Annotated in this window: 14 protein-coding genes; 4 read left to right on the top strand and 10 right to left on the bottom strand. The window is 38.9% G+C overall.

The features are described from left to right. Position 1 precedes the first annotated feature (1 nt). Together H5116_RS02025 and mrcB are read left to right on the top strand one after the other, a co-directional pair. Positions 2–1,231: an ammonium transporter gene (locus tag H5116_RS02025; RefSeq protein WP_024596272.1), complete on the top strand. Its 1,230-nt coding sequence runs from the start codon at positions 2–4 to the stop codon at positions 1,229–1,231. A 150-nt stretch (positions 1,232–1,381) separates the two neighbouring features. Then, complete coding sequence (gene mrcB / locus H5116_RS02020; protein ID WP_182715435.1) at positions 1,382–3,724, top strand: penicillin-binding protein 1B; 2,343 nt, start codon at positions 1,382–1,384, stop codon at positions 3,722–3,724. Positions 3,725–3,954: 230 nt separating this feature from the next. Here the strand turns inward: mrcB and H5116_RS02015 are convergent, their stop codons facing one another. The 5 genes from H5116_RS02015 to H5116_RS01995 form a co-directional block, all read right to left on the bottom strand. Then, positions 3,955–5,796 (bottom strand): methyl-accepting chemotaxis protein, encoded by a 1,842-nt coding sequence (locus H5116_RS02015; RefSeq protein WP_182715434.1) that lies wholly within the window; start codon positions 5,794–5,796, stop codon positions 3,955–3,957. 178 nt (positions 5,797–5,974) lie between these two features. Then, entirely contained in the window at positions 5,975–7,255 is a 1,281-nt protein-coding gene (hemL, locus tag H5116_RS02010) for a glutamate-1-semialdehyde 2,1-aminomutase (protein WP_024596268.1), read from the bottom strand. A gap of 33 nt (positions 7,256–7,288) precedes the next feature. Continuing rightward, positions 7,289–8,305: an aspartate carbamoyltransferase gene (locus tag H5116_RS02005; RefSeq protein WP_002958914.1), complete on the bottom strand. Its 1,017-nt coding sequence runs from the start codon at positions 8,303–8,305 to the stop codon at positions 7,289–7,291. Between the two features lie 114 nt (positions 8,306–8,419). Beyond that, positions 8,420–8,854: a CopD family protein gene (locus H5116_RS02000; protein ID WP_182715433.1), complete on the bottom strand. Its 435-nt coding sequence runs from the start codon at positions 8,852–8,854 to the stop codon at positions 8,420–8,422. A 15-nt stretch (positions 8,855–8,869) separates the two neighbouring features. After that, on the bottom strand, positions 8,870–10,552 hold the full coding sequence (locus H5116_RS01995; protein WP_002958912.1) for a chloride channel protein: 1,683 nt from the start codon (positions 10,550–10,552) through the stop codon (positions 8,870–8,872). Between the two features lie 321 nt (positions 10,553–10,873). On the opposite strand from H5116_RS01995, the gene erpA reads away from it, so the two are divergent. Further along, on the top strand, positions 10,874–11,212 hold the full coding sequence (gene erpA, locus H5116_RS01990; RefSeq protein ID WP_002958911.1) for an iron-sulfur cluster insertion protein ErpA: 339 nt from the start codon (positions 10,874–10,876) through the stop codon (positions 11,210–11,212). Positions 11,213–11,261: 49 nt separating this feature from the next. Here the strand turns inward: erpA and H5116_RS01985 are convergent, their stop codons facing one another. After that, positions 11,262–11,450: a hypothetical protein gene (locus tag H5116_RS01985; RefSeq protein WP_024596569.1), complete on the bottom strand. Its 189-nt coding sequence runs from the start codon at positions 11,448–11,450 to the stop codon at positions 11,262–11,264. 452 nt (positions 11,451–11,902) lie between these two features. On the opposite strand from H5116_RS01985, the gene H5116_RS01980 reads away from it, so the two are divergent. Then, complete coding sequence (locus H5116_RS01980) at positions 11,903–12,142, top strand: helix-turn-helix domain-containing protein (RefSeq protein ID WP_002958908.1); 240 nt, start codon at positions 11,903–11,905, stop codon at positions 12,140–12,142. Positions 12,143–12,210: 68 nt separating this feature from the next. Here the strand turns inward: H5116_RS01980 and H5116_RS01975 are convergent, their stop codons facing one another. Genes H5116_RS01975 through H5116_RS01960 form a run of 4 tightly spaced genes read right to left on the bottom strand, consistent with a single transcriptional unit; the run spans position 12,211 to position 15,966 of the window. Further along, complete coding sequence (locus H5116_RS01975; RefSeq protein ID WP_182715432.1) at positions 12,211–13,590, bottom strand: AmpG family muropeptide MFS transporter; 1,380 nt, start codon at positions 13,588–13,590, stop codon at positions 12,211–12,213. Positions 13,591–13,639: 49 nt separating this feature from the next. Continuing rightward, a complete protein-coding gene (locus H5116_RS01970) occupies positions 13,640–14,260 on the bottom strand; it encodes a peptidylprolyl isomerase (protein WP_002958906.1) in 621 nt (206 codons plus the stop codon). A gap of 2 nt (positions 14,261–14,262) precedes the next feature. Further along, entirely contained in the window at positions 14,263–14,823 is a 561-nt protein-coding gene (locus H5116_RS01965; protein ID WP_154903662.1) for a YajG family lipoprotein, read from the bottom strand. Beyond that, positions 14,824–15,966: a methyltransferase gene (locus H5116_RS01960; RefSeq protein ID WP_024604970.1), complete on the bottom strand. Its 1,143-nt coding sequence runs from the start codon at positions 15,964–15,966 to the stop codon at positions 14,824–14,826. Positions 15,967–15,983: the final 17 nt, after the last annotated feature.

The following is a 15,983-nucleotide window of genomic DNA, read 5'->3' as shown; positions in this document are numbered from 1 at the left end:
CATGGAAAATACAATAATAGAACTAAAGTTTTCACTCGATACCTTCTATTTTTTAATATCAGGTATATTAGTAATGTGGATGGCAGCAGGTTTTGCCATGTTAGAAGCGGGCTTAGTTCGCTCTAAAAACACAGCTGAAATTTTAACTAAAAATGTCGCGCTGTATTCAATTGCATGTACGATGTTTTTATTAGTTGGCTACAACATTATGTATGTAGACAATGCCGAAGGTGGTTTTATTCCTTCAATAGGCGCTTTAATTGGCACACAAGCTGCTGATGCTGACCATTCTTTAGAATCTGATTTTTTCTTCCAAGTAGTATTTGTTGCAACGGCTATGTCGATTGTATCGGGTGCAGTTGCTGAGCGCATGAAGCTATGGGCTTTCCTTGGCTTTGCTGTAGTACTAACTGGTTTTATTTACCCTATTGAAGGTTACTGGACATGGGGTGGTGGTTTCTTATCTGAAATGGGCTTTGTAGATTTTGCAGGTTCTGCAATTGTACATGGCGCAGGTGCAGCTGCTGCACTAGCGGGTGTACTAATCCTAGGTGCTCGTAAAGGAAAATATGGTAAAAACGGTGAAATATACCCAATTCCAGGTTCAAACTTACCACTTGCTACACTAGGTACATTTATTTTATGGATGGGTTGGTTTGGCTTTAACGGTGGTTCTCAATTACTACTTTCGGATAAAGAAAACGCAACTGCGGTAGGTCAAATATTACTTAATACTAATGCAGCTGCTGCAATGGGTGCTATTGCTGCACTGTTTGTATGTAAGATACTTTGGGGCAAATCAGATTTAACCATGGTATTAAACGGTGCATTAGCAGGTTTAGTTGTAATTACTGCTGACCCACTTTCACCTTCTCCATTAATGGCATGTTTACTAGGTTTACTTGGTGGCTCATTAGTTGTGTTTAGCATTATAGCACTTGATAAAGTTAAGATTGACGATCCAGTAGGTGCTATCTCTGTACACGGTGTGTGTGGTGCATTAGGTATTATGTTAGTACCGCTAACCAATGGTGATGCAAGCTTTGTTAATCAGTTAATTGGTTTAGTGTGTATTCTTGCCTTTGTATTTGTAGCATCATTTATTGTTTGGACTGTGCTTAACAAAACAATGGGTATACGAGTAACTGAAGAGGAAGAACTAAACGGTATGGATCAACACGATTGTGGTATTGAAGCCTACCCAGAGTTTGTTTCTGTTCGAAATAGCTAATAGTTTATTTAAATAATAGTGTGTTTACACAAAGCCCTACTTCGGTAGGGCTTTTTTTGTTTCAGGGGGGGTTAACTTTTCGGATGTTAGGATATGCCCAATATGCTAAGCTCACACTCGTGAATAACCCTTGGAATAAATTACACTTAAATGGCCGACAATAAAAAAACACCTACCAGCAAACCTGCAGCTAAACGTGCTAGTAAATCGTCAAGCACGACAAAAAAAAGCACATCAAAGGGCAGTAAAAAAACAGTGAATCCCACTGTTAAACGCTCTTTTATGAGAAAAACATGGTCAGTGTTTTGGAAATTCAGCTTGGCTTTTTTTATTGCAATGGCAATGTATTTCATTTATTTAGATTCAAAAACTACACGTATATTTGAAGGTAATAAATGGCAACTTCCAGCGCAAGTGTATGCTCGTTCTATGGAGTTCTATCCGGGGCAATTTTTATCAAGCCAAGAAGTTGTGTTTGAGTTAGAGCGTCTACATTATTCATCTGTTAATAGATTAAGCAGAACAGGGCAGTTTGTTAAAACAGCAGATAGCATCAAGATTTATCGCCGTGATTTTGAATTTTATGATGGCCTTGAAGAATCACATATTATTGAACTTCGTTTTGCAGGGCAAAAAGTTGCGACTATTAAAGATAAGTTCGGCAGACGTTTAAACTCTGCTCGCCTAGAACCTGTGCAAATAGCGCGAATTGGCAACGACTCTAAACAAGATAGAGAATTTGTACCGCTAGATAAGTTCCCAGCCATGCTTAAAGATACGCTACTGGTAGTTGAAGACCGTGATTTTTATGATCACCATGGTGTGTCGGTGTTTTCTATTTTACGTGCGCTTTATTCAAATATTAAAGCGGGACGCACCGTTCAAGGTGGCAGTACGCTTACTCAGCAATTAGCTAAAAATATTTACCTCACGCGTGAGCGTTCTTTAGTACGAAAAATAAATGAGGCCTTTATTGCCCTTATTTTAGATTATCGCTATTCAAAAGATCAGATATTAGAAGCTTACTTAAATGAGGTATACCTAGGGCAGTCATACAACCAAGGTATCCATGGTATGGGGCTTGCCTCTGACTTTTACTTTTCAAAGCCTGTAGACGAGCTTGAGTACGATCAAATTGCTCTGCTGGTGGCAATGGTTAAAGGCCCATCTTATTACAACCCACGTCGTTATAAAGAGCGCACAATGGAGCGCAGGGACTTAGTGCTGCGTCTAATGGTCGAAAATAAGTTACTTAGCACAAAAGAGTACCGTGCATCGCTTAATCGCCCAATTGATATTGCGCCAATGAAAGCCAGTTTACAAAAATCATACCCAGGCTATTTAGAGCTAGTAAACAGAGAGTTAAATGAATTATTACCTGATCAGCAAACACTTGATGCAGGCGTAAGAGTATTTACTTATTTTGACTTGCAAAAGCAAACAGCAATGGAAGAGTCGATTGAAAAGAGTTTACCGTACTTGGAAAATCGCCCTAGAACTGAAAAACTAGAAGCAGCCATGATCTCTGTTAATGTAGAAAAAGGCGGTGTTTCTGCACTTATTGCTGGTCGCGATGTTCGATATTCAGGATTTAACCGTGTTTTAGACACAAAACGTAATATAGGCTCGCTTGTAAAACCTGCCGTGTATTTAACCGCACTGCAATTGCCACATTATAATTTAGCTACTTTGCTTGATGACTCGCCAGTACAGGTCACAAATGAGCAAGGTAAAGTGTGGCAACCAGAAAATTTTGACCACCAATACCGTGGTGCAATTCCACTTTATAAAGCATTTAGTAACAGTATAAATATCCCAGCGGTTAATTTAGGCCTCGATGTAGGTGTTGATAAAGTAGTAAATACATTGAAAGGTTTAGGCGCAACAGGGGCGATAGACGAATACCCATCGCTGCTTTTAGGGGCTGTTGAAATGTCGAGTTTTGAAGTGGCTCAGCTTTATACAACAATTGCTGCAGATGGCGAATATAAAAAGCTCACTGCAATTTCGGCATTAACTGACTCTGTTGGTAAAGTACTTTATAAGCATAAAGTAAATGCAGAGCCTCGTTTTGATAAATCTGCAATGTATATGACCAAATACGCGATGAAACGCGTAACGAAAGATGGCACTGCTAAACGCTTAAATTTACACTTTCCGTCAATCCAGCTCGCTGGTAAAACAGGGACCAGCAACGATTTACGTGATAGTTGGTTTGCAGGCTTTGATCAAAATACAGTGACTGTTGCGTGGCTTGGTCGAGATGACAACAAAAGCACTGGTTTAACAGGTAGCGTAGGCGCATTAGAAGCATATATTCGTTACTTAAAGCCGCTTAACCCACAAGCAATAGCTGATACGCGTCCACCATCAATACGCTGGGCATTTGTAAATGAGCAAACGGGTAAGCAGGCACCACCAGGATGTGGCAAGGTGATTCAGCTACCGCTTAGAGCGAGTGAGTTCGAGCCTAGGCCGCAATGCATACGTTAGTTTAAGATTACTTTAAACAACAAAGCCGCTTATTTAGCGGCTTTGTTGTAAGTTGTAGTTAACGTAATTATACCAATCCGTAATAATACTTAATCAATTTGAGGGGTTAAATCTGACGTTAACTACGTTAAAAATTTCTGATATAGAACAACTAAATAACGAAATTTTTGCCTTGTTATCGACACGATTTTCTTCCCTCAAAATAGATCACTTAATTAAGCGAATTGGTATTAAGATTTAAAAAACTGCATTGATTTGGTTAAATCATTAGATAAGCGACTTAATTGCTGTGCATCTTGTAGCGTTGATTGAGCCGATGTTAGCGTTTGATCTGCTAAATTACTCACTTCTTGCGAATCATTTAATGCTTGTGTTGTTGCATTTGATTGCTGTTTAACACGCTCTGCAATTACTTCACCTTGATGTTTAATATCGCCCATACTTTGCTCTGCACTTTGCAATACTTCATTGGTTTGATTGGCTGCTTTTACTGATTGCTCCATTTTTTCAACACTTGAGCGCATTTTTTGCTGGGTGTCGTCAGATGCTTGTTGTAAAGAGCTAATAATTTGATGTATTTCTTGGGTTTGTGTTTGTGTACGCTGAGCAAGTGTTCTTACCTCATCAGCTACAACGGCAAATCCACGGCCATGCTCGCCGGCTCGCGCGGCTTCAATAGCGGCATTAAGTGCAAGCAAGTTTGTTTGATCGGCTATTTCACTGATCCCTTTACTTACTTTACTAATTTCTTGGCTATCTTGTGCTAGTTTATCGAGTGCTTGTTGGCTCTCTGCAAATTCAATTTGGAGGTCTTGCATATATTTAGCAAGCTCCATTGTATTGTCTGAACCTTGTTTTACATGTGCAGCAGCATCTTGCGCGGTAAGCGTTGCTTGATGCGCAGACTCTTCAACTGCAAGTGCGTTTTGAGCCATTTCGCTTAGTGCATTATAAATGGCATTTACTCGAGTTTGCTGTTTTGAAACATCATTGCTTGTTTGGCTACTCGCATGCGATAGCGATTTAGTTGCGCCGCATAGCTCTTCTGTACTTGCTTTAACATCAAATAATAAGTGTGAAAATGCATTAAGTAATGCGTTGTAGCGCGATGCAATAATACCCATTTCATCATTGGTGCTTGAATTAATCGTTGCATTTAAGTCGCCATTCGCGGCTCTATTCGCCGCATCAGCAAAGCGATTAATGGTATCAACAACCGCAAAATAAAAACCAATCATTAAATAAAATGCAAATAACAAACTAATCAATGAAGCGGCTAAAACAAGATTTCGAGTCCACTGTTGAGTTTGCAGTTTTGCTTCAATAAGGCTCTCAAGCGTTGGAATGCTCTTACTAACAAGTTGATTAATACTGCTGTGAACATTGTTTGTTAGCTTATTAAATTCTGCTTGAGTTAATAAAATATCGTCAGGCTCAAGTAGTTTTTCATCTATTGCTTTTTTAAATGCACCAACAGCACTGTGTAAATTAGTTAACGAAGGCATGAGCGCTTTATTTACTGATTTATCTGCATTGGTGGCTACATTGAGTATTTTATCTAGTTGTTTTTCGTACAAAGGAAGTGATTTACTAAAATTTGAAAGCGCTATAAAGGTATCGGGCGTAAAACGATTACTTGCCAAAACAGTGTTTGCGCTTTGCGCTGTTGAGTTTATTTGCATTATAAGTGCAGGAATCGGCGTGACTAAAGAGCGGTTTACATAAGCACTGGCTAACTGGCTATCTAATGCTAGGTTTGACTGAATAGAAACAAGTTCGAGTACTTCATTGGCTTGTGTGTCTTTTATGTCAAAGCCGAGTGAGCGAGCTATTTTTATATTTTGATTCGTATCTCCCTGCATTTGATTTGAAAGTATAGCTCTGTAGCCTTTTAAGCCTTGCTGCTGCATTTTTGAAACAACGATACTTTCACTTAATAACGAGACTAAAAAAAACAAACTAAGTGCTAGAGGAACGAGTAAAATTCCAAACATTAAGCTGATTTTAGTTTTGTATTTTAAATTTGCCATTAGCTGGATAGCGGGAAAAGAAAATTGGCGTAATCCTGACATAAGGCTCTCTTGTATTTTTTGTAATAGAGTAAAGGTGAATAGACCTTGTTATGCTTAATTATCATTCATTTATAGTACTTTACAAATAAAAAAAGCCCTTTCGGGCTTTTTTCAATCTTTAGTCTTAATTACATACTGTAAAAACAAGCGCTTATAAAATATAAAAAGTAATTTTAACTTAAAGTTTAGCAAACGAGCGTTCTGCTGCCGCTATTGTGTCTTTTACTTCTTGTTCAGTATGCGCAGCACATACAAAACCAGCCTCAAATGCTGATGGAGCAAGGTACACGCCTTCTTCAAGCATAAGGTGGAAAAAACGTTTGAAGCGCTCTAGGTCACACTCAGTTGCTTGCTTGTATGTCGTTACTTTTTCAGCATCAGTAAAAAAGAATCCATACATGCCGCCCGCATAGTTAGTTGTTAGCGCAACACCGGCTTTTTTAGCACCAGCTTCAAAGCCTTCACAAATTGCTTTTGAAATAGCTTCTAACTTATCGTGAAGGCCAGGCTCACTTAATAGCTCAAGTGATTTTAAACCTGCAGCCATTGCAATAGGGTTACCAGAAAGAGTACCAGCTTGGTAAACTGGTCCTACAGGCGCAATGTAATCCATTATTTCAGTTTTACCACCAAACGCGCCAACTGGCATGCCGCCGCCAATTACTTTACCTAAACACGTAAGATCTGGTTTAATGTTGTAATAAGCTTGTGCACCGCCAAGTGCAACACGAAAGCCTGTCATTACTTCATCAAAAATAAGTACTGATTTATATTCGTCACACACATCACGCAAACCTTCTAAAAAGCCAGGCACTGGTGGAATACAGTTCATGTTACCGGCTACTGGCTCTACAATAATACAGGCAATTTCGTCTGCGTATTTTGCAAAAATAGCTTTTACTTCATCTAGGTTATTAAACGAAACTGTAAGTGTATGCTTAGCAAAGTCTTCAGGAATACCTGGAGAATTAGGTACACCCATTGTTAGTGCACCAGAGCCTGCCTTAACTAATAACGAGTCAGCGTGACCGTGGTAACAACCTTCAAATTTTAATATTTTATCGCGACCGGTAAAGCCACGTGCTAAACGAATTGCACTCATTGTCGCTTCAGTGCCTGAGCTAACCATGCGTACTTTTTCGATTGATGGAACTAGCTCTTTTACTTTTTCAGCCATTAATATTTCGGCTTCAGTTGGTGCGCCATAGCTAAGGCCATTTTCTACAGCTTCGTGTACAGCTTGTTTAATTGCAGGGTGATTATGGCCCATGATCATAGGCCCCCAAGAGCCAACATAATCAATGTAACGATTACCGTCGGCATCAAATGTAAACGCGCCTTCTGCTTTTGTAATGAATAGTGGCGTACCGCCTACACCATTAAAAGCACGAACTGGTGAGTTTACGCCACCAGGAATAGAAGCTTGGGCGCGTTCAAATAAGTCTTGGCTAATTGTCATGAAAAATCCTATAAATTGTCACTTAAAAGGGGGTTAGCTGTCGCGTTTGCGGCTAAACCAAGGTACGTCTACTTCATACTTATCGACTTTGTTTTCTACGCCGAGTGTTAAAGCAAACAGTGCCATACGAATTAATACGCCGTTTTGTACCTGGCGAAATATTGCTAAATTGTCGTTACTGTTTAAGTCGTTATCAAGCTCGTTGGCTTCTAAGCGACTGTCACGTGGAAGAGGATGCATTAATACAGAGTTAGGCTTACAGTGAGCGCTGTAAATAGATTGGCTAATCCTAAAGCCGCCACGGTATTTATTTGCTTCTTCTTGCGATGGAAAACGCTCTTCTTGAATACGTGTTTGGTAAACAATATCGGCTGCTAAATTGCCTTCCATCTTATTTACTAGCTCAATTTTATGGCCAGCATTTTCTACTGCATCTAAAATGCTTGTTGGCATTTGTAAGCCGTCAGGCGCGACCATCGAAAACTTTACATTTTTATAATGGCACAATAGTTTAGATAAAGAATGCACTGTGCGGCCATACTTTAAATCGCCCACAAGCGCTATATGCATACCATCAATATTTTGACCAAAACGATGTAATTCGCGCTCAATGGTTAATAAGTCAAGTAATGCTTGAGTAGGGTGCTCATTTGGGCCGTCGCCGCCATTAATAACCGGCACAGTACAGCCGTCAGCAAATTCACTTACTGAGCCTGCATCAGGATGGCGCATAGCAACAGCGTCAGCATAAGCTGAAATAACGCGGGCGGTATCGTAAAGAGACTCACCCTTAGCAAGGGCTGAACTTTGCATACCTGTAGTTTCACGTACACCACCGCCAAGTAAGTTAAAGGCGGTGCCAAAGCTAACTCGTGTACGAGTGCTTGGTTCAAAAAACAAATTAGCTAAAATAGCGCCTTCTAGCACCGTAGTTTGCTTTTGCTTTTTAGCATAAGGCTCCATTTTTTTTGCTACTGCAAAAATACGTTCAATGCAGTCTCTGTCTAGCTGATTTACAGACAGTATATGCTCACCTTGGAAACTTAACATGGGGTTATTCCTAATCAATCAAATGGGCGCGATAATCCATAAATGGAGCACGCAATCGCGCGTGTTAAAGCAAGTATTGTAAATTGCAGCGAAGTTTAACATGCGCCGCAAAGCTTATAAATTAGGTTTTATTACCGCAAGTGCCACTATGATGAGCAACGCAATAACTGGGAGCTCATTAAAAATACGGTAAAAGCGGTCTGTCTTAGTGTTGCGGTCATGTTTAAAGTCATTTAATAACTTAAAACAGTAGCCGTGGTATATATATAATATGATCACCAGCACTAGCTTATAGTGCAACCACATACTGTATCTAAACCAATCACGACCATATTCAACAATGGTCAATACACCAAATACAGCGGTTAATACAGCAAATGGGGTAACGAAATAAAATAGTCTGCGCTCCATAACTTTTAACATAGAGTTGCATGATCTTTCCTCGCTCATAGCGTGATATACAAATAATCGAGGCAAGTAAAAAATACCGGCAAACCACGCAATCATAAAAAATATGTGGAGTGTTTTATAAATCAATAATGCGCTCATAATAGTCCTTATTGTTTAAAGTAAGCTGTTACGAATGGTTAAAATATGATGAATTTGATCCCAGCGTAATAGCCCCATAATTTGTTGATTATCTAAAAGGTTATAAACGTAAAGCGCGCCACTTCTTTTATCTTTTAGGATATCGAAAGCATCGGCTAGGGTGGCCTGACTACTGATGCCCTGCAAGCTAATATAATTTATATTTATTGTTTCATTAGACATTAGCGTTAAATCGTATTCAGCGAGACGATAGCCATTTTCTTCGTCAAAAACAATTAACGGAGTTTGGCTATCCATGGCATCTAATGTGCTTTTTATTTGCACTTTGTCGTCAGAATAAAGCAATTTAAAGTCTTCATCCATATCATCCATTATCCCCACTTTTTGTAATGCTTCGGTAGCGGGAGATACATGGTACGGTAATCCCTGAAAATCTAGTTGCTGCAAAAATATGGAGCGATTTCCAAAAAACTGTAATGCTGTTACATAGGCCGTGGTGATCACAAGCATAGCTGGAACAATTATTTCAGGTGACGATGTAAGCTCCATGACCGTTGTTAAAGCAGCTAGTGGTGCATGCAATGTGGCGGCCATTAATCCGGCCATACCTAAAACTCCATAAGTACCCGCTATATCAGTGCCAGGACTAATAAACTGAGCAAAAAAAGCCATTAATGTACCAATTAATACGCCAAGTCCAATTACCGGACCAATTAAACCGCCCGGAATACCCAAACCGATAGCAAACAATGTAGCAAGTAGTTTAGCGATTAAAATAGTTGTGAGTAGCTTTACGTCATCAGGAGATTCAACCGCGATAGTTATTGCGCTCATACCAGAGCCCATAGCATGAGGCACTGCGTAAGCTATTAAGCTGGCAATGCACCCTGCAATTAATAAACGAGGGAACATACTTAAAGGTTTAAATGTTTTAATAATTAGCATTAAGTTTTGATTAAAGCTAAATGCAATTGCACCCAGCGCCATGCCGCATAATATTAAATAAGGGTAATGCCAACCACTCAATGGCGCTATGGTAATGAGCGCAAGCTCTGAGCCTTCACCAAAAACAAACTGTGTGGCCAGTGCGCCAGTGACAGCGGCAAGCATGATAGGTACAAATATATGTACTTTATATTCACGTAGTACCACTTCCATTACAAAAATAACGGCTGCAAGTGGAGTATTAAACGACGCGGCTATACCTGCCGCTACTCCACAACCACTTAGAGTGCGCATGGCATTATGCGGTAAATGCAGCTTATCTGCCAAAATACTCGCCCCAGTTGCGCCCATATGCACGGAAGGCCCTTCTCTGCCAACTGAAAAACCGCTAATGAGAGCAAGTGCGCCACCAACAAATTGATTAACCGTATTGTATAAAGGCATTTGCCCGTAGTGACGTTTAATTCTGTGTATAACGAAGGGGATACCCAAGCGGTAATGTTTAAACCCAGTAAAGGCAGCAAACGTGGCTATTAGTAATGCAGCAACTAAGGGCATTAGTACACGTTCAAGTGTTGGTAGGGTAGTAAAGTCGTCAGGTGTTTCTAAAAATAAGCTTTGGAAAAACAGAATGGTTAAGCGAAATAAAATAATAAAAAATGCAGCAATTAATCCGGCAACTACGCCTAATAAGCATAATTGTACAGATGTTTTAGGTTTTGCCAGCCGACGCCTGAGTTGCTCAAGCCACATGCATAATTCCTCGCTGTATTTTTCAGCAGCATTTTAGCAAAAGAGTTTAGCTAAGTCCTTGTGATTTTGAAATTTTCGTAACTTATATTAACAATTTGCAGTGAAGATTAAGACCTATTGCCTATAACTAAAATATTTAATGAGTTCCTAGCGTATAAAGGTCGCTTTTAGTTTGCTTAAGTATTATTTTAGCTAGTTAATGTTTGGCCACTTTTTTACTAATTTATAGATATAACTTAGAGGAAAGAGTTGTTTTACTATACTTGATTAAAACACTCGGGTATTAGATAATCACGCCATTGCGATATTGAGGGTTTTAAAATGTCTGAAGAATTACCAATTAAGTTCAGCGATGCAGCTGCTGTTCGTGTTAAACAGTTAATCGACGAAGAAGAAAACCCAGACTTAAAACTGCGTGTTTATGTAACAGGCGGTGGTTGTTCTGGTTTTCAATATGGTTTTACTTTTGATGAAAAAGCGAATCCTGGCGATTTAGAAATTGTAAAAAATGGTGTAACACTCGTTATTGATCCAATGAGCATTCAATATTTGGTTGATGGTGAGGTTGATTACACTGAAGGATTAGAAGGCGCACGCTTTTTTGTATCTAATCCAAATGCAACAACAACTTGTGGTTGTGGTGCAAGCTTTAGCGTTTAACAGCTAAACGCTAAATAGAATAAAGCCGCTTTTGCGGCTTTTTTAATGCCTACAAATCAGTTGGTGCGTATTCGGTAATTTGCATTATCAATACAAAAAAGCCGAGCACAAAGGCTGAAAACGCTAAAATATACATAAAGCCTTTTTTACCTTGTTTAATTGGTACGCCGTTGTGGCGCAAAAAAAAGTACCAACCTAAACACAACACGATAGGTAATAAAAAAAGAAGTCTGAACATTACTTGGCCTTTTTAGTGCAAATTATTGCTTAATAATAAACGTGTAACATTAAAAAGGAACAAATATGTTATAAATATTTTTAAGCTGTTTTATGAAGGTAATATTATTTTTTTAATATTTTCTGATAACTTAGGTCAAATATTCAGTGTTTATAAATGTTCGTTCAGGTTGATTTTGTACCGAGCATGTAATTAATTATTTAACCAAAGTGTTAATAGTATATAATGTATCCAAGAATGAGACGGGCAAAATTTCATTCTCAATAAAAATAAATCTTTACCATATTATTAGCGTAGTGCTTTTAGCTATATTGGTGGAGTGAGTAGCAACACATGCTTTGTTAAGCAATAGCTTGCTATTGAATGTAAGTATGACTACTTACTTGCCTACAGCTATTGATAGAGACTACTGCTTTAATAGGTACGTCAAATCATCTAGTAGGAGATGTAAAATGATGGGCAAAACAGTTTCTTCTGAAGAAAATGCAAAGCTAACAAAGTGGCTTAAAACTAAGCGCCACGAAAAGGGTCATACAATGCGAAGCCTAGCACAAGTGCTTGGAACGCCTCATTCGTTTATCGGCAAGATTGAAAATCAAGAACGCCGTTTAGATGTAATTGAGTTTGTTCGCTATTGTACAGCTCTTGAAGTTGATCCACATGAAGCACTTAGCTTGCTAAAAGTAGATTAACTCAAAAATTGCTTAGTACACTTAAGGGGCACTTATAGTGCTAAGCAATATGTTAATGCAGGGATGCATTAAATATTTTTGTGGTAATTTCTCTCAAGCTCATACAGCTTATGCCTAATCAGATATAAAAATATCAGTGAAGGTAAAACCATTAAGGCTGTTAAAACAAAAAACAGCGACCAATTCCCCATTAACCAATCATCAATGACGACACCACTGTAGCTCGAAAGTAATGTTCGTCCTAAATTTCCTAATGATGCCAGTAATGCATAGTGCGTTGCACTAAATGCTCTATCGCATAACATCGATATAAAGGCGACCATAGCCACTAACGACCATGCTTGCGTAAACCCATCAATAACAATAGCAAAGGCATATAGCCTTAAATCAGGGCCAACTAAAGCGATCCACGAGAAGGCTAAGTTTGAAGCAGCCATTGCAATGCCACTTATAAATAAACCTCTAACAATGCCATATTTTTGATTAAATAAACTACCAACAAAGGTAAATATGATTGTAAGCACCGCCGTACCTACCTTTGAGAATGTTGCTATGTCGCTATTGCTAAAACCAATTTCTTTATAAAACACAATCGACATGCGCCCTAAAAACGCTTCGCCTATTTTAAATAAGAAAATAAACGCAAGTAATGCTAGTGCTGTTTTAACGCCATTTTTAGTAAAAAAAGCTCTAAAGGGATCAATAACGGTTACCGCAAGCCACGCAACAGTTTTTGTTAAAGGAGTTTGTTTTGTAGAGGACAGTTTTTCAAGGTACACACGCTCAAGTTCAGCATGTACTGCTTCGCGGTTAGTTTCGGGCTCTTTTGCAAACAGTGCTCCACTCATTAACAGCAGCATTACGGCAGCTAAAAAGTAATAAATTTGTGGCCAGTCGAGCGAGGGTATATCGGCCATGTAAAATGGAATGGCGCCTAAAAGTGCATAACCTGTCCACCAACCCGAAGTTGCCATTGCGGCTGCAGCGGTTGCTTTGTGTGATTCGCTTTCGCTTAGGGTGTCTATTCTAAAGGCATCAATAGCAATGTCTTGAGTAGCTGAAGCAATGGCGATTAATAAACAAATCGCAGCAACAATTGCCAAATTAGCTTTTAAATCAAGCCCTGCTAATAGCAAGGTGCCAATAAAAATAAAACTTTGGCAAAATAGTATCCAACTGCGACGTTGGCCTAGCCATTTATATAAAATAGGAAGTTTTGTACGGTCAATGAGTGGCGACCACAAAAAGTTTATGCTGTAAGCGCCAAATACAATGCCAAATAGGCCTATCATACTGCGACTTAGCCCTTCATCTTTTAGCCAAGCAGACATAACAGAGCCAATTAAAACCCACGGAAAACCGCTACTCATACCAAATATGAAAATGTGGATTAAGCGTTTGTCTTTAAAGTAAGAAAAATATTCGCTAATAGAGAGAGATTTGCTCATAGGGCCTTCATTGGCTTTGATGCAGAGCAGCTAAGCTGCTCTTAAAAAATTATAGTGGGACTTGTTCAAGCACTTTAATATTTAAGATGACAACAGGTTTTTTAGGTACGAAATCGTAGCCAATTTTTTCATTAAAACCGGTTTCAACAGTCATAATTTTATCAAGCGTGTCGTAACCATCCATTACGCTACCAAATACTGCAAAGCCCCAATCTTTCCCTGGATTTAAGTGATCGTTATTATCCATATTAAAAAAGAATTGGCGAGTTCCTGAGTGCGGTTGTCTATCTTGATAGGCCATAGCAATGCTATACATATCGTTTTTTAAACCGTTACCGCTTTCATTAAAAATAGGGTCATTTTCATGTAGGCCATCATAGTCTTTATCGTAACCGCCACCTTGAATAACAAAGTCGCGATCATTTTCTACATCGCGCTCAATACGGTGAAAAACGCTGCCTTGATAACTTTTGTCTGACACGTAAGTTAAAAAATTATTGACTGTGATGGGCGCTTTAGAGCGATCCAGCTCAACCACGATGCTACCCATTGACGTTACAATTTCTACGCGTGGAAAAATGTTGTCCTTTTGCACAAAGCGGCCTTCTTGGGCTGCTAAGCTACTTACACTAAAGAATAGGCCTAAGCAGATTAAAAAAAGTCGTTTCATAGTTAACCTTCTAAAAATTCTATTAATTCAGGGTCAGATACAATGCGGGTAATAACTTGCTCAGTCAACTTATTGAGCTGACCTTCTATTTTTGCTCGCTCATGACTAAATGGGCCTTCTAAATCAGCACTGCCTCTATACACTTTACTAAAGTTACTTGAGGCGCGAATAACACGCACGCCAAGTTCTATGTGGGCTTCGCTGGTATGGCTCACTAGCTTTTCGGTTACAACAGCTTGCAATGCATGAATATCTACTTCAAAGCGAACAGTTGCTAAGTTAGAAATACTGGCTCCATTGCGGCTAAGGGCGCTGTCTAACACACTTTTAATAGAGCTGGTAATGCCTTGGCTTGCAAAGGTTTTAGTTTTGTCTGACTCAATAAGTTTAAGTGTTGATGTATCGCCACGTAAATCAATTACACTAGTACTTAAGCTACTATTTATAGTGCTAATTTGACCATTTTTATAAACAGGGTTAAGTATTACTTGGCTAGGCTGATTCGCGCAGCCACCAAGTATCAGTAATACACAACACCCAATTATAATGTTTGTTAATTTCATTTATAGCATTCCACTATTTTTTGTTGCACTTAAAACGACAAACTTTTTGTTTGAACCTAACAACTTACAGTTGCCAAACATACGGTTTAATTTATCATGATAATCTAAATGACGATTACCAATAATACGCAGCTCGCCGCCTTCTTTTAAAGTATCTTTTGCTTGTTTAAACATTTGCCAAGCAATATGGTCGGTAACGGCCTGAGCTTGGTGAAATGGAGGGTTACAAAGCACCATATCTACACTGTCTCTTTCAAAGCCTGTTAAACAGTCGTTTTCGATGAACTCGCAGTTATCAAACTTATCGCCTAGGTTAATTTCTACATTTAACCGAGCCGACTCTACTGCCATGTAAGACTCATCAACAAAAGTAACTGATGCATTAGGGCAACGAGCAAGCGTCATTAATCCAACAACTCCGTTACCACAGCCTAAATCAATAATGCTTTTAGCTTTTGGTGTTTCTGGTAAGTAGTTAAAAAAGAAGCGTGCACCAATATCTAACGAATCACGCGAAAACACATTTGCATGGTTTGTTATATTAAACTCAGTACCTTCAAGCTCCCACGTTACAGGGAAATCTGCTGCTTTATATCCGCCTTTAGCTGTACTTAATATAAGGCGGGATTTTTTAACTGCTAGGCTAGTTTTTGTTTCACCAATAAATTGCTCAAATGATTTTATTGTTGAGTTATGAATTTCTTTTGTTTTACCTGCAGCAATTACTGGCGTACCAGGTGCAAGGACTTCACTGAGCTCACTTAACTGAAACTGTAAAAAACCTACATTACGAGGGATTTTAATAAGTACTAAATCAACATCCTGCGGTAATGCAGACAAACTATCTAATTGTGTGAAATCTGCTGTAGGCAGTTTGTTTTCTTGTAAGTTATAAGCCGCAGCTTGGTGGCTAATATAAGAATCGTTAACTGAACAAACCGTTAACTTATTAAAATAACAAGCAAGTGCACCAAAGCTATCGTTTAAAATAAGCAATGAGCGACAATCAGGGTGATGTTCGTTAACATAATTGATAAGGTACTCATCTGCCGAATCCCACGCTTGTAAGCTGCGGTTTTTTTGATCCAAAGGAAAGCGTTCAAGAGTAAAGGTTTTATCGCCTAGCTGGGCTTGCGTCGTCATAATGGTTCGTTGATCAG

Origin of the sequence: Pseudoalteromonas sp. SG45-2 (assembly GCF_014164115.1) — a bacterium.
GTDB classification, from domain to species: Bacteria; Pseudomonadota; Gammaproteobacteria; order Enterobacterales; family Alteromonadaceae; genus Pseudoalteromonas; species Pseudoalteromonas distincta.
Note: the sequence above shows the minus strand (reverse complement) of the source record. Positions and strands in the feature narration are given on the sequence as shown.